Origin of the sequence: Rhizobium halophilum, from assembly GCF_021648825.1 — a bacterium.
Classification (GTDB): domain Bacteria; phylum Pseudomonadota; class Alphaproteobacteria; order Rhizobiales; family Rhizobiaceae; genus Neorhizobium; species Neorhizobium halophilum.
In genome coordinates this window covers 112110-124935 of the sequence record NZ_JAKJHS010000007.1, presented here as the reverse complement: position 1 = coordinate 124935, position 12826 = coordinate 112110, and the positions used below count along the sequence as shown (strand labels likewise).

Below are 12826 nucleotides of genomic sequence, written 5' to 3'. Positions count from 1 at the left end.
AAATGCGGGCTTATCCAGTGGATATTTGTGGCACGTCTGTTGTAGACGCGCCACCTTCAGAAAACTAACCGCCATTCGAGAAGGCGCGAGCCTTGTGACGCTCGATCGATTCAACAAGCAGGCTGCTCACTTTGTTGCGCCACGTCTCGTCTAGAAGAAGCTTCTCGTCTTCCGGATTGGACAGAAATCCGAGTTCAAGCAAGACCGATGGGATGTCTGGGGCGCGCAGGACTTGAAAGCCGGCATACCGGTGGGCGTTGTTGATCAAGCCGATCTGGCCCTCGAACGAATCGATCACGTTTTCTGCCAGGGTGACGGAGAAAGCCTGCGTTTCTCTTCGCGTCAGGTCGAGCAGGATGTCGGCGACCTCGGGAGGCTCATCTTTCAGACTGACGCCCGCAAGCTCATCGGACAGGTTCTCGCGCACCGCGAGCTTCTCCGCCATGCGATCGGACGCCCTGTCTGAAAGCGTGTAGACGGTCGCACCACGGATATCCCTTTGGCTCAGCGTGTCGGCGTGCAGGGAAATGAATAGATCAGCCTTTGCCTGCCGGGCGAGCGTGACCCGCTCCGACAAGGTCAGGAACCTGTCGTCCTCACGGGTCAGGAAAACACTGATGCCGGGCTTTTCCTTCAATCGCTCGGCGACCGACCTGGCAAATCTTAGCGTGATATCTTTCTCGGCTACCTTCGTTTCCGTGCCAGTCGCACCGGCATCGATCCCGCCATGACCCGGATCAATCGCCACCACAAAGACACCGTCATCCTGCGATATTGCAGGTTGCTCCGCCGGCTGGGCTTCCCAGCTTTGCTGGCGCACTAGGCTTTCAAAAGTCTCGGCGGTGGTCATCTCCGCATCAAGGACCAGGCGATAGGCACCATTGTCAGCCTCCTGCACCTCCGCCAGAGTTAGTCGCACCGGCCGCTTTGCCGTCAGCACGATACGGGCACTGCTTTCGTCCATGGTGCCGTAGCGGATATCTGTAAACAGGCCGCGAGCGGAGAGATCTTCTTGTGGGAACCCGAATGCCGTGGCGGGAAGGTCTACAACCACGCGTTCCGGAGACGCGACGTAATGGACGGAGAAGTCCGGCTTCTCGTCGAAATCGACCACGATGCGTGTGCGCGCCTCGTCGCCCGCAATCCGAGCGTCAAAGGCAAGCAGCGGCTTCGGGTCCGCCGGCGCCGCCACCGCCAGGTCGAGCGGAGCGACCGCCAGTGCGACACCTGTGACCAGTCCTGCGAGTCGCCACAGCCGCATCGCCCCGCGCCTACCTTGTGAAACACCCGTCATTCCAAATTGCCCCGCCTGTACATCTTGCACTGTTCGCACTCCGCCTCCGCTTCGAGCGTCGGCGCTTACGAATCAAGCACTTCCACTAGCGTCTTAATTCTATCCACAATATGGCGTGACAGGCTTTTCCCTTGCTATTATGTCGCGGAAACCATACAACGCAGCTGAGGATAAAGGTGTTGACGGGATAGTCTTCCGACAGGCCGGCCAGCAAAGGATCTGGCGCCGATACCGGAATTTCATCCGCCGTCTTCACGCCTTTGTTCCGAATACCAATCACTTCCGGCATTTGCCGGGCACATACCGGGTGGCGCGCCACCCATGCTCGCAGAGAGCACCTCCACCGGGCCTTGAGCCTAATACATCGTTGTTCTCGTTTGGACGTTCATGTCGCGGCAAGTGTCACAGAATCTGGATACGCTGAAGGAGCTAAGCGCTCCGTCAGTCGTCCGGTCGTCGCCGCCATATCGTTCGGAGGGAGCCCTTTTTTCCGGCGCAACCACAATTTTGCATGAACGGCCTGTCCCTGCGGCAGGCCTTTTTGCAACTGCTCAGTTGCGCCGAGGAGCTAAATCTTTATGGCAGACAAAATGCTCATCGACGCGTCTCACGAAGAGGAGACGCGGGTAGTCGTCGTTCGCGGCAGTCGCATCGAAGAATTTGATTTTGAGTCCCAGCACAAGAAGCAGATACGCGGCAACATCTACCTGGCAAAGGTGACGCGGGTCGAACCCTCGCTTCAGGCGGCTTTCGTCGACTACGGCGGAAACAGGCACGGCTTCCTGGCTTTCGCTGAAATCCACCCCGATTACTATCAGATCCCGCTCGCGGACCGGCAGGCCCTGATGCAGGCCGAAGCTGAGGAACAGAGGAGGATCGCCGAAGATGAATCGGCCGATCCCGTCGTCGACCAAGCCACCGCCGAGCAGCCTCCCACTGAAGAGCCGGCAACGGCTGAGGTCCCGTCGGAGGCGGGTGCCGAAGCAGCCGAGGTCAGCCCCGGCGAAGAGGCCGCGGCGGCGGAAAAGCCAAAGGCGAAGCCTCGCCGCAGCCGCTCGCGCAAGAAAGTGGCTGAACCCGATGCAGGCGAGGCGGCGACCGAACCATCTGGAATCAGCGACGACGAGAGTAACCCTGGCGAAATGGCAGCCATGGTTGAAACCGATTCAGTCTCCGAGGATGTCCGCAGCCGTCGTCACAATGATGACGATGACGACGACGGGGAGAAGGAAGAGATCGAATCCGTTGGCGCTGAAGATGCCATGGAAGAGGTTCCGGAGCGCGTTGTCCGGAAGCCGCGCAAGCAGTACCGCATTCAGGAAGTCATCAAGCGCCGACAGATCCTGCTGGTCCAGGTTGCCAAGGAAGAGCGTGGCAACAAGGGTGCGGCTCTGACCACCTACCTTTCGCTGGCGGGTCGTTATTCGGTTCTGATGCCGAATACGGCGCGCGGCGGCGGCATCTCTCGCAAGATCACCCAACCGGCCGACCGCAAGCGCCTGAAGGAGATCGCGCGTGAGTTGGACGTGCCGCAGGGCATGGGCGTCATCCTGCGGACTGCGGGCGCTAACCGCACCCGCGTCGAGATCAAGCGCGATTTCGAATACCTGATGCGGCTTTGGGAAAACGTGCGGACGCTGACCCTTGCCTCCACCGCCCCCTGCCTCGTCTACGAGGAAGGTTCGCTGATCAAGCGCTCGATCCGTGACCTTTACAACAAGGATATCTCGGAAATCATCGTTTCCGGCGAGGAAGGCTATCGCGAAGCCAAAAGCTTCATGAAGATGCTCATGCCGAGCCACGCCAAAGTGGTACAGCCCTACCGGGATATACATCCGATCTTCGCGCGCTCCGGCATCGAAGCACAACTCGACCGCATGCTGCAGCCGCAGGTAACGCTCAAGTCAGGTGGCTACCTCATCATCAACCAGACGGAAGCTCTGGTGGCGATCGATGTAAACTCCGGCCGCTCGACCCGTGAGCACTCGATCGAGGACACCGCCCTCCAGACCAATCTGGAAGCGGCGGAGGAAGTGGCTCGCCAGCTCCGCCTCCGAGATTTGGCGGGGCTGATCGTCATCGACTTCATCGACATGGAAGAGAAGCGCAACAACCGCGCTGTCGAGAAGAAGCTGAAGGACTGCCTGAAGAACGACCGTGCCCGTATCCAGGTGGGTCGCATTTCACATTTCGGCCTGCTGGAAATGTCGCGGCAGCGGATTCGCGCCTCAGTCCTCGAATCGACAACCCAGATCTGCACCCATTGCGGCGGTACAGGCCATGTCCGGTCGCAGTCATCGGTTGCGCTGCATGTTCTGCGCGGTATCGAAGAACATCTACTCAAGAATACCACGCACGACATCACTGTGCGGACGACGCCGGAAATCGCGCTCTACCTTCTCAACCAGAAGCGCAACAGCGTCGTCGACTACGAGAGACGCTTTGGCGTGTCGATCTTCATCGAGTCCGACGCCAGCATCGGCGCGAGCCATTTCGCGATCGATCGAGGCGAGCCTGTAGAAAATCCGGTTCGAATCGAGACCCTGATGCCGTTCGCTGCGCTTCCCGTTGAAGACGATGAGGACGACAATGTCGTCATCGAGGACGACGAAGAGAACGAAGAACTCGCAGATGTAAAGCCCGCCGCGTCTCCTGCCGCGGAAGAAGGTGAGCAGAGCGGCCGCAAGCGCAAACGTCGTCGCCGCCGCCGCAACCGAAATGGCGACCGTGCCGAGGGTGCGAGCGCCGAAGGAACTTCGGGTCACGACGATTCGATCAGCGATGATTCCAAGGAGGACGAAGGCGACGACGAGAGCGACGCCCTGGGCGCTTCCGATGTTGGGGACGACAACGATGAGGGTGGTCGCCGCAAACGCCGTCGCCGTGGCAAGCGTGGCGGGCGTCGCAACCGTCAGGAAGACGAGGCACAGGCGGCTTCTTCCGATGCTGATGCGGCCTCCGCATCCACGGGCGATCAGGACGAGGCAGCAGAAGGTGAAGCGAACCTAGCTCAAGCCGAAGGGGCAGCGGTCCCTCCAGCAACGGAGCCGGAAGCTGAGGCGCCTGTTGCCGCCAAGCCGCGTCGGACACGCCGCAAGGCAGCTGCCGCACCTGTCGAAGAAGTCGCGGTCGAAACGGGGGATCTCGCGCAAGCCACCGAAACGGCGCCCGATGCAGCCGAAGCGGTCATTGCGCCTCAGGTCGATGCCGCTCTTGGAGAAGATGCATCAGGGAAGGAAGACGCGGATGCAGATCTTGAGCCGGAGGCAAAGCCTGCTCGCGCCAATCGGGGCTCCAATATCGGCTCGACGGATCCGGTCGTGAAGAGCTCGGAACCGTCGACCTCGGAGGACGACACAGGAAAGCCGAAGAAGGCCGGCTGGTGGCAGCGTCGCGGCTTCTTCTAAGATCGGCAACAGCATGACTGGAAAGGCCGCAGATCCGCGGCCTTTTCCATTTGAGGCGACAGCAGCTTCGCACGCAGCAAGGAGGGTATCGCGCTCCGTCCGCCGCATTTGCAGTTCCCATACATTGACGGTCGGCTTAGGTTCGCCGCAAACCATAGCTACTCGGACGGCTTCGCCGCCTGCACACAACAAGGATCATCTATGCCTGCCCGTTTGAAAACCCTTGCTCTTGGGACCTTGCTGATCTCGGCAGCATGGCTCACCCCCGCAATTGCTCTGGACGAGCAGCAGAAAAAGGAGATGGGCGAGTTCATTCGCGAGTATCTCATTGATAATCCGGAAATCATGCTGGAAGTACAGTCTGCACTAGAGGCAAAACAGCAGGCGCAGCGGTTGCAGATGGCCGGGCAGGCCGTTGCCGCCAATCACGATGCGATCTTCGCTTCTGACGCCGATGTCGTGCTTGGAAATCCGGACGGTGACGTCACGGTGGTCGAATTTTTCGACTACAATTGCGGCTACTGCAAGAACGCACTGAATGATATGGAGAGCATCCTTCAGGCGGACCCGAACGTGCGTTTCGTGCTCAAGGAATTTCCCATCCTCGGCCCGGATTCTCTTGCGGCACATCGCGTGGCAAATGCGGTGCGCCTGCTTGCCCCGGAGAAATATGGAGAATTCCACCGCACCCTGCTCAGCGCAACGGGCCTAGCGACTGAAGCCAGCGCCATGGACGTGGCTACTTCACTGGGGCTCAAGGAAGCTGCCGTCCGCAAATCTATGGAAGAAAATCCCAACGACAGCATCGTACGCGAAGCCTACAGGCTCGCCACCAGCCTCGGCGTAACCGGAACGCCGACCTATATCGTTGGCGACGAGGCACTGTTCGGCGCCGTCGGCAAGGATGCCATCGAAGAGAAGGTGGCAAACGTGCGGGCCTGCGGAAAGAGCAACTGCTAGAACGGCCCCCAACCCGTTCTGGCGGGTCAGGAAAGCCCGGTGTTTCAATGGCCGGGGGCTTTTCCTTGCCATTGCGCCGGTCTATAGGTTGCCCCTGACTTTTGAAGGAACATTGTGGACACGATGAGCAAGACGGTCTTCGTTCTGAACGGCCCCAACCTTAACATGCTCGGGAAGCGCGAGCCGGGCATCTATGGCGGCAAGACCCTGAAAGACATCGAGAACGACTGCGTGGCCATGGGCCGTGACCTCGGTTTGGCCGTAGACTTCCGCCAAAGCAACCACGAAGGCGTTCTGGTGGATTGGCTCCACGAAGCAGGTGAAAACGCCGTGGGCGTCGCCATTAATGCTGGCGCCTATACCCACACGTCTCTCGCGCTTCATGATGCAATTCGTGCGATCCCAATCCCGGTGATCGAAGTTCATATCTCTAACGTTCACGCACGTGAGGCCTTCCGCCATCACTCGATGATCGCGCCGGCGTGCAAGGGCGTCATTTGCGGCTTCGGCCCGACGAGCTACGTTCTCGCGCTGCATGCCTTGAAAAGCATCACTGACTGACAAGATAAACAGAACAATAGGGTTTGCCATGTCTGACAATAAGAACGGTATCGACAAGGGGTTGATCCGCGACCTCGCGAACATCCTCAACGACACCGACCTCACCGAGATCGAGGTGGAGCAGGACGATCTGCGCATCCGCGTCTCGCGCGCCGCAACACACTACGTGCAGGCGCCTGTGGCCGCAGCACCGGCTGCTCCTGCTGTTGCAGCGGTAGCCGCGCCCGTTGCAGCGGCTCCTGCTGCACGCGACAATAGCGATGCCGTTCCGGCTCCAATGGTGGGCACCGTATATCTTTCACCCGCTCCCGGAGCCCGTGCTTTCGTCGAGGTCGGTGCCATGGTGAAGGAAGGCCAGACCCTTCTCATCATCGAGGCGATGAAGACCATGAACCAGATCCCGGCTCCAAAGTCGGGCAAAGTGACGGAGATCGTGGTCAGCGACGGCCAACCCGTCGAATACGGCGAGCCGCTCGTCGTCATCGAATAGGACGCTCCATGATTTCCAAGATCCTCATAGCGAACCGTGGCGAAATCGCGCTTCGCGTTCTGCGCGCCTGCAAAGAGCTCGGTATTGCTACCGTGGCGGTCCATTCGACCGCCGATGCCGACGCGATGCATGTACGACTGGCAGACGAAAGCGTCTGCATCGGCCCCCCGCCATCGCGCGACAGCTATCTCAACATTCACCAAATCGTTGCTGCCTGCGAAATCACCGGTGCCGACGCCGTGCATCCGGGTTACGGCTTCTTGTCGGAGAACGCCAAGTTTGCCGACATCCTGGAAGCGCATGGCATTACCTTCATCGGGCCCACCGCCGAACATATACGCATGATGGGCGACAAGATCACGGCGAAAAAGACGGCCGTCGACCTTGGCATCCCCGTGGTTCCCGGTTCGGAAGGCGAAGTGAAGCCGGAGAATGCGCTCACGATCGCACGCGAGATCGGCTTCCCCGTGCTGATCAAAGCCACCGCCGGTGGTGGTGGCCGCGGGATGAAGGTTGCAAAGACCGAAGCCGAACTTGATGAGGCCGTCTCCACCGCTCGTTCAGAAGCGCTCGCCGCATTCGGCAACGATGCTGTCTACATGGAGAAATACCTCGGCAAGCCGCGCCACATCGAGATTCAGGTGGTTGGTGACGGGGAAGGCAATGCGATCCATCTCGGCGAGCGCGACTGCTCGCTCCAGCGCCGCCACCAGAAGGTGTGGGAGGAGGCGAACTCCCCTGCCCTGAATGTCGAACAGCGCATGAAGATCGGCCAAATCTGCGCCGACGCGATGAAGAAGATGAAGTACCGCGGTGCGGGAACGATCGAGTTCCTTTACGAAAACGGCGAGTTCTACTTCATCGAGATGAACACTCGCCTGCAGGTGGAGCACCCGATCACGGAGGCCATCACCGGTATCGACCTCGTGCACGAGCAGATCCGCGTGGCCTCGGGTGCGGGATTGTCCGTGTCGCAGGAGGAGATCGTTTTTTCGGGCCATGCCATCGAATGCCGCATCAATGCCGAAGATCCACGGACATTCGTCCCATCCCCCGGCAAAATCACGCACTTTCATGCCCCAGGCGGCCTCGGCGTCCGCGTCGATTCCGGCGTCTACGCCGGCTACAAAATCCCGCCTTACTACGACAGCCTTATCGGTAAGCTGATCGTCCACGGCCGGACCCGGATCGAGTGCATGATGCGTCTGCGACGGGTTCTCGACGAATTCGTCGTTGATGGGGTGAAGACGACGCTTCCCCTCTTCCAGGATCTGGTGTCCAATCAGGACATCGCCAATGGCGACTACGATATCCACTGGCTGGAAAACTATCTGGCGGGGGAAAAGCACTAACGGGGAACTGATGATCGGGCGCCGCGGCAGGTACTATCCAACCATTACGCCGGATATTCTGCTGCGCGCCTATTCCATTGGCCTGTTTCCCATGGCCGAATCTGCCGACGACCCAGAAATCTTCTGGGTCGAGCCAGAGGTCCGAGGTATCCTGCCTTTGGATCAGTTACACATTTCCAAAAGCTTGGCGAAGGCCATGCGCAGAGACCCATTCTCGATCCGGGTAAACACCTCCTTCGACCACGTGATCGACCTCTGCGCCGAGGCCGCCGACGATCGGCCCAACACCTGGATTAACACCACCATCCGCCTGCTATATTCCGAGCTCCATCGCATGGGGCATGCCCATAGCGTGGAAGCCTGGGAGGGCGAGGAACTGGTGGGAGGGCTATATGGTGTCACGCTCGGCTCGGCCTTTTTCGGCGAGAGTATGTTCTCCCGAAGAACCAACGCGTCGAAAATCTGCCTTGTGCATCTTGTGGAGCGACTGAGAGAAAAGCGCTTCACCCTCCTCGATACACAATTTACCACCGAACATCTGAAGACCTTCGGTGCGATCGATGTGCCTAAGGAGGACTACCTGGAGATGCTGAAGGAAGCCGTCGCTTCACCGCACCTCCCCTTCTAGTCAATTGGTGGCCGCGTCGGGCGCAGGAACATCGGACTGCTGTTTGCAGCCCGTCAGCCAGACATCATAGATGGCATGCTCGACCGCATTCAAGCCGGGGCTATCAGCGAACATCCAGCCGGTGAAGATCCGACGGATCTTGCGGTCGAGCGTGATCTCGTCGACCTCCACGAATCCATCGACTCGTTGTGCTTCCGTCTCGTCCCGGGAGTAGCAGACCTTTGGCGTGACCTGCAGCGCGCCGTATTGAACCGTCTCGTCGATATAAACGTCGAACGTCGTGATTCGGCCGGTGATCTTGTCGATCCCCGCGAAGACGGCAACCGGGTTGGAAATGCGAGCAGCCGAAACGACAGTCGCAGACATCATCGAAACCGAGATGATCGAAAAGCCGAACGCCAGCGCGCGAGCAAGTGTCCTCATCAACGATCCCCTTCTGCTCCGGCCAAGTCTCCGGATGCGCTTCTTGACGTGTTCCTCGCCTAAAGGCGGAATGTGGCCAAAACAGGCGCGCGTTAGGAGCCTGGCGTCCAGGCGTCATAGTCGCCCGTCACGCGGGGGCGTTCACCCGCGCCTGCGAGCGATCCTTTGGGACGATAGGCGCCGGGAGTTCCGGTCAGGTTCGGCTTGTGCGGCTTCTCCCACTCCCGCGGCACGTAGTGGTCCTGGGACGGCGCAATATCCGTACGGTGGTGCATCCAGCCGTGCCAGCCTGGCGAAATCGCCGAGGCTTCAGCTTCGCCGTTGAAGATGACCCAGCGACGGGGAACACCGAAGGAGGTCTTCGGCCCCTCGTAGTAGACGTTGCCCATCTCGTCTTCGCCGACCTTCTTGCCGAAGCGCCAGGTGTAGAAGCGGGTGCCAATGGTCTGGCCGTTCCACCATGTGAATATCTGAAGCAGGAGATTTTTCATGTTCTTCGTCAGCTCTGGCAAATGCTGCAGGCAGCTCGGGTGACTGTTTGAAGGGTTATGCAATCTGGCGATCATGATGTCCAGCATTTCCGGACCGCTACAGGGTTCATCTCAGCTTCATCTTGAAGCCGATATGGCTCTTGGCAAAGCCCAGGCGCTCGTAGAACCGGTGAGCATCAATGCGGGCCGCATTGGAGGTCAACTGGACAAAGCGGCATCCCCGTAGCCGCGCCTCCCGCACAGCGTGACCGACCATGGCGGCACCGATCCCCTGCCCTCGAACATCCGGCCGCGTTTGGACGGCCTCGAGCGTCATGTTCAGCCCACCGCGTCCGGTCAGCGTGCGATTGAACACGATTTGGAACGTGCCGACCACCTCACCGCCAAGCTCGGCTACGAACAGTTGCTCCCTTCCGGAGGCCTCAATCTCTTTGAAAGCGCGAAGGTAATCGCCGAAGACTTCCAGTTCCGTGGTGTCGCCATGCCCGCCGACAGCATCCTCCGCGAAGATTGCGATGAGAGAGGGAAGATCCTCCTCGCATGCGCGGCGTATCACCATCTCTGGCTGCACTCTTTCCTCCGAAGCCGAATCCGTTGATGCTACAGACAGCATTCCTTCTAAAGATTTTCACGGATGACACAACGAACAGCCCACTGGATCCTCTGCTGTCCCCTGATGTGGGCTATCGCGGCCCCATCAGAAGCACGCGATGCGATCGCCTTTTCGCAGGCGCCAGAGATGAGTAGCGGCCACTGTGTGGCCGACAGCATCCGGGAAGCGCTAGACTGTGCCAAGAAGCAGTGCATAGACGGCGGCGGCACGAACGAGGACTGCCTGGAAACGACCGCCTGTTTTCCGGCCGGATGGTCGGTGGACATCTTCGTGCAGCAGCGGGATGGGCCGCACTGGCACGAGGTTCACTGCGGCTTTGACAGTCGCGAAGGAGCGCTGCAGGTGGTCGATGCCGTCTGCAACCGCACCCGCCGAAGCGATCTGGTGGAGTGCAGCGCCGTTCGACTCCTGGATGAGCAGGGAAAGGAACATGAGGTTCCCGAGCTTCAGTAGCGGCTATCGAGGCAAGGTCTTTTCCAGCACCACCGCCGGCAGGCCGGAGTTTGGACCGCCCCACTCTTCCATGCGATCAACTTCTGCGAAGCCTAGGCGTTCGTAGAAGGAAATGGCACGAAGGTTCTGCAACGCCACCTCAACGCGTAAGATCTCCGCATCCGGAAAACAAGTCTCGATCTCGGCGAAGATGTCCCGTCCGATACCCTGGCCCTGGCAGGATGGTTTGACATAGAGCTGATGCAGCATCACCGTCTTTTCCATCTTCGGATAGGTTGCGGCGTAACCTATGCCACCAAGGTCCCTGCCACTGTCAGCGACGAGAAACTCGCCATCCTTCTTGCCGATTCGGCTGCGGATGGCTGGGGGCGAATGCCATGCTGCGATGAGCTGGGTGACCTTGTCTGCGCCGTAGAAGGGGTCGTAGGTAGCGTGGAACGTGTCGCTGAGGAGAGCGCGGATCTTCTCCACGTCCTCCTCCCCGGCCGTACGGACGAAGTAGACCATCGGCCTACTCCTCGATGCCCAACTTTGCCTTCACCAGTGCCTGAACCGCCTGCGGGTTGGCCTTGCCGCCCGTCGCCTTCATCACCTGTCCGACGAACCAGCCGGCGAGCGCTGGCTTTGCCTGTGCCTTGGCGACCTGGTCTGGATTGGCGGCGATGATTTCATCGACGGCCGCTTCGATGGCACCGGTGTCGGTCACCTGCTTCATGCCGCGGCTTTCGACTATCTCGGCCGGGTTGCCACCTTCGTTCCAAACGATCTCGAAGAGGTCCTTGGCGATCTTGCCAGAGATCGTCTCCGACTTGATGAGATCGATGATGCCACCCAGTTGCTCCGGAGAAACAGGAGTCTCTTCAATGACGTTGCCGGCTTTGTTCAAGGCACCCAGCAAGTCGTTGATCACCCAGTTGGCAGCCGTTTTGCCGTCGCGCCCCGCGGCCACCGCCTCAAAGTAGTCGGCGATCGCCTTCTCCGAGACGAGCACCGAGGCGTCATACACAGAGAGGCCAAGCTCGCGAACGAAACGCTCCTTCTTGTCATCCGGCAATTCCGGAAGGTGCTGCTTCAGTTCCTCGACGAAGGGGTCGTCGAACTCGAGCGGCAAGAGGTCCGGATCGGGGAAGTAGCGATAGTCGTGCGCCTCTTCCTTCGACCGCATGGAACGCGTCTCGCCCTTGTTGGGGTCAAAGAGCCGGGTCTCCTGATCGATGGTACCACCGTCCTCAAGGATGCCGATCTGGCGACGGGCTTCATACTCGATGGCCTGGCCAATGAACCGGATCGAGTTGACGTTCTTGATTTCGCAACGGGTGCCGAAAGCCTCACCGGGGCGACGAACCGAGACGTTGACGTCAGCGCGCATGGAACCCTCATCCATGTTGCCGTCGCAGGTCCCGAGGTAGCGCACGATCGCGCGCAGCTTTGTCATGTATGCCTTTGCTTCGTCGGAGGATCGCATGTCGGGCTTGGAAACGATCTCCATAAGCGCCACACCCGACCGGTTGAGGTCGACGAAGGACATGGTGGGGTGCTGATCGTGCATCGACTTGCCCGCATCTTGCTCGAGGTGCAAGCGCTCGATCCCAATCTCTACATCCTCGAACTGCCCTTGCCGATCGGGCCCGAGCGAAATCACGATCTTGCCCTCGCCGACGATCGGATCCTTGAATTGCGAGATCTGGTAGCCCTGCGGCAGGTCGGGATAGAAGTAGTTCTTGCGATCGAAAACCGAGCGCTTGTTGATCTTCGCCTTCAGACCGAGCCCGGTTCGGACGGCCTGCCGAACGCATTCCTCGTTAATGACCGGAAGCATGCCGGGCATGGCGGCGTCGACGAGAGAGACGTTCGCGTTCGGGTCCCTGCCGAACTCGGTCGAGGCGCCGGAAAAAAGCTTCGACCTCGACAGGACCTGGGCATGGACCTCCATGCCCACGATGACTTCCCAGTCACCGGTGGCACCGGGGATGAAACGCTTTGGGTCAGGCGTGCGGACATCGACAATGGTCATGAATGGCTCTTCTGATCGTCTTGTGAGGGTGATCTGTGAGGTAGAACAAATGCCGATGGGGTGCAAGCACACGCCTGCGCAACTCCAGTCATTGCTCGCGGCTGCAGCGAACCCACAATTCAAACATGCCATGCTTGAAC

General features: G+C 59.7%; 13 protein-coding genes. 7 read left to right on the top strand and 6 right to left on the bottom strand.

What is annotated here, in order from left to right; translation table 11 throughout:
* Window positions 1–64: 64 nt before the first annotated feature.
* A complete protein-coding gene (locus LXM96_RS14460; RefSeq protein ID WP_239999263.1) occupies window positions 65–1261 on the bottom strand; it encodes an N-acetylmuramoyl-L-alanine amidase in 1197 nt (398 codons plus the stop codon).
* A 611-nt stretch (window positions 1262–1872) separates the two neighbouring features.
* On the opposite strand from LXM96_RS14460, the gene LXM96_RS14455 reads away from it, so the two are divergent.
* The 6 genes from LXM96_RS14455 (at window position 1873) to aat (ending at window position 8692) form a co-directional block, all read left to right on the top strand.
* On the top strand, window positions 1873–4701 hold the full coding sequence (locus LXM96_RS14455) for an Rne/Rng family ribonuclease (protein ID WP_239999262.1): 2829 nt from the start codon (window positions 1873–1875) through the stop codon (window positions 4699–4701).
* 201 nt (window positions 4702–4902) lie between these two features.
* A complete protein-coding gene (locus LXM96_RS14450) occupies window positions 4903–5661 on the top strand; it encodes a DsbA family protein (RefSeq protein WP_239999261.1) in 759 nt (252 codons plus the stop codon).
* A 123-nt stretch (window positions 5662–5784) separates the two neighbouring features.
* Window positions 5785–6222, top strand: coding sequence for a type II 3-dehydroquinate dehydratase (aroQ, locus tag LXM96_RS14445; RefSeq protein WP_239999260.1), 438 nt, complete (start codon window positions 5785–5787; stop codon window positions 6220–6222).
* Window positions 6223–6250: 28 nt separating this feature from the next.
* Window positions 6251–6712, top strand: a complete 462-nt coding sequence (accB, locus tag LXM96_RS14440) for an acetyl-CoA carboxylase biotin carboxyl carrier protein (RefSeq protein ID WP_239999259.1) — start codon at window positions 6251–6253, stop codon at window positions 6710–6712.
* 8 nt (window positions 6713–6720) lie between these two features.
* Complete coding sequence (gene accC / locus LXM96_RS14435) at window positions 6721–8064, top strand: acetyl-CoA carboxylase biotin carboxylase subunit (RefSeq protein ID WP_239999258.1); 1344 nt, start codon at window positions 6721–6723, stop codon at window positions 8062–8064.
* Window positions 8065–8074: 10 nt separating this feature from the next.
* Window positions 8075–8692 carry a leucyl/phenylalanyl-tRNA--protein transferase gene (aat, locus tag LXM96_RS14430; RefSeq protein ID WP_239999257.1) on the top strand — a complete coding sequence of 206 codons (618 nt, stop codon included), beginning with the start codon at window positions 8075–8077 and terminating at the stop codon, window positions 8690–8692.
* On the opposite strand, the gene LXM96_RS14425 is transcribed toward aat, so the two are convergent.
* From LXM96_RS14425 to LXM96_RS14415, 3 genes are all read right to left on the bottom strand, one after another.
* A complete protein-coding gene (locus LXM96_RS14425; protein WP_239999366.1) occupies window positions 8693–9061 on the bottom strand; it encodes a DUF2155 domain-containing protein in 369 nt (122 codons plus the stop codon).
* A 146-nt stretch (window positions 9062–9207) separates the two neighbouring features.
* Entirely contained in the window at window positions 9208–9606 is a 399-nt protein-coding gene (locus tag LXM96_RS14420; RefSeq protein ID WP_239999256.1) for an NADH:ubiquinone oxidoreductase subunit NDUFA12, read from the bottom strand.
* 106 nt (window positions 9607–9712) lie between these two features.
* On the bottom strand, window positions 9713–10165 hold the full coding sequence (locus LXM96_RS14415; protein WP_394801968.1) for a GNAT family N-acetyltransferase: 453 nt from the start codon (window positions 10163–10165) through the stop codon (window positions 9713–9715).
* A 75-nt stretch (window positions 10166–10240) separates the two neighbouring features.
* On the opposite strand from LXM96_RS14415, the gene LXM96_RS14410 reads away from it, so the two are divergent.
* Window positions 10241–10672, top strand: a complete 432-nt coding sequence (locus tag LXM96_RS14410) for a hypothetical protein (RefSeq protein ID WP_239999254.1) — start codon at window positions 10241–10243, stop codon at window positions 10670–10672.
* A 3-nt stretch (window positions 10673–10675) separates the two neighbouring features.
* Here the strand turns inward: LXM96_RS14410 and LXM96_RS14405 are convergent, their stop codons facing one another.
* Both LXM96_RS14405 and gatB read right to left on the bottom strand, forming a co-directional pair.
* On the bottom strand, window positions 10676–11179 hold the full coding sequence (locus LXM96_RS14405) for a GNAT family N-acetyltransferase (protein ID WP_239999253.1): 504 nt from the start codon (window positions 11177–11179) through the stop codon (window positions 10676–10678).
* A gap of 4 nt (window positions 11180–11183) precedes the next feature.
* Window positions 11184–12686 carry an Asp-tRNA(Asn)/Glu-tRNA(Gln) amidotransferase subunit GatB gene (gene gatB, locus LXM96_RS14400; RefSeq protein ID WP_239999252.1) on the bottom strand — a complete coding sequence of 501 codons (1503 nt, stop codon included), beginning with the start codon at window positions 12684–12686 and terminating at the stop codon, window positions 11184–11186.
* Window positions 12687–12826: the final 140 nt, after the last annotated feature.

Bases quoted from the DNA above. Each gene is read 5' to 3' on its own strand.
- LXM96_RS14455 (WP_239999262.1), top strand. From the start codon at position 1,873: ATGGCAGACAAAATGCTCATCGACGCGTCTCACGAAGAGGAGACGCGG.
- LXM96_RS14420 (WP_239999256.1), bottom strand. From the start codon at position 9,606: ATGAAAAATCTCCTGCTTCAGATATTCACATGGTGGAACGGCCAGACC.
- LXM96_RS14405 (WP_239999253.1), bottom strand. From the start codon at position 11,179: ATGGTCTACTTCGTCCGTACGGCCGGGGAGGAGGACGTGGAGAAGATC.
- LXM96_RS14415 (WP_394801968.1), bottom strand. From the start codon at position 10,165: ATGGTGATACGCCGCGCATGCGAGGAGGATCTTCCCTCTCTCATCGCA.
- LXM96_RS14450 (WP_239999261.1), top strand. From the start codon at position 4,903: ATGCCTGCCCGTTTGAAAACCCTTGCTCTTGGGACCTTGCTGATCTCG.
- gatB (WP_239999252.1), bottom strand. From the start codon at position 12,686: ATGACCATTGTCGATGTCCGCACGCCTGACCCAAAGCGTTTCATCCCC.
- LXM96_RS14410 (WP_239999254.1), top strand. From the start codon at position 10,241: ATGACACAACGAACAGCCCACTGGATCCTCTGCTGTCCCCTGATGTGG.
- aroQ (WP_239999260.1), top strand. From the start codon at position 5,785: ATGAGCAAGACGGTCTTCGTTCTGAACGGCCCCAACCTTAACATGCTC.
- accB (WP_239999259.1), top strand. From the start codon at position 6,251: ATGTCTGACAATAAGAACGGTATCGACAAGGGGTTGATCCGCGACCTC.
- LXM96_RS14460 (WP_239999263.1), bottom strand. From the start codon at position 1,261: ATGCGGCTGTGGCGACTCGCAGGACTGGTCACAGGTGTCGCACTGGCG.
- aat (WP_239999257.1), top strand. From the start codon at position 8,075: ATGATCGGGCGCCGCGGCAGGTACTATCCAACCATTACGCCGGATATT.
- LXM96_RS14425 (WP_239999366.1), bottom strand. From the start codon at position 9,061: ATGATGTCTGCGACTGTCGTTTCGGCTGCTCGCATTTCCAACCCGGTT.
- accC (WP_239999258.1), top strand. From the start codon at position 6,721: ATGATTTCCAAGATCCTCATAGCGAACCGTGGCGAAATCGCGCTTCGC.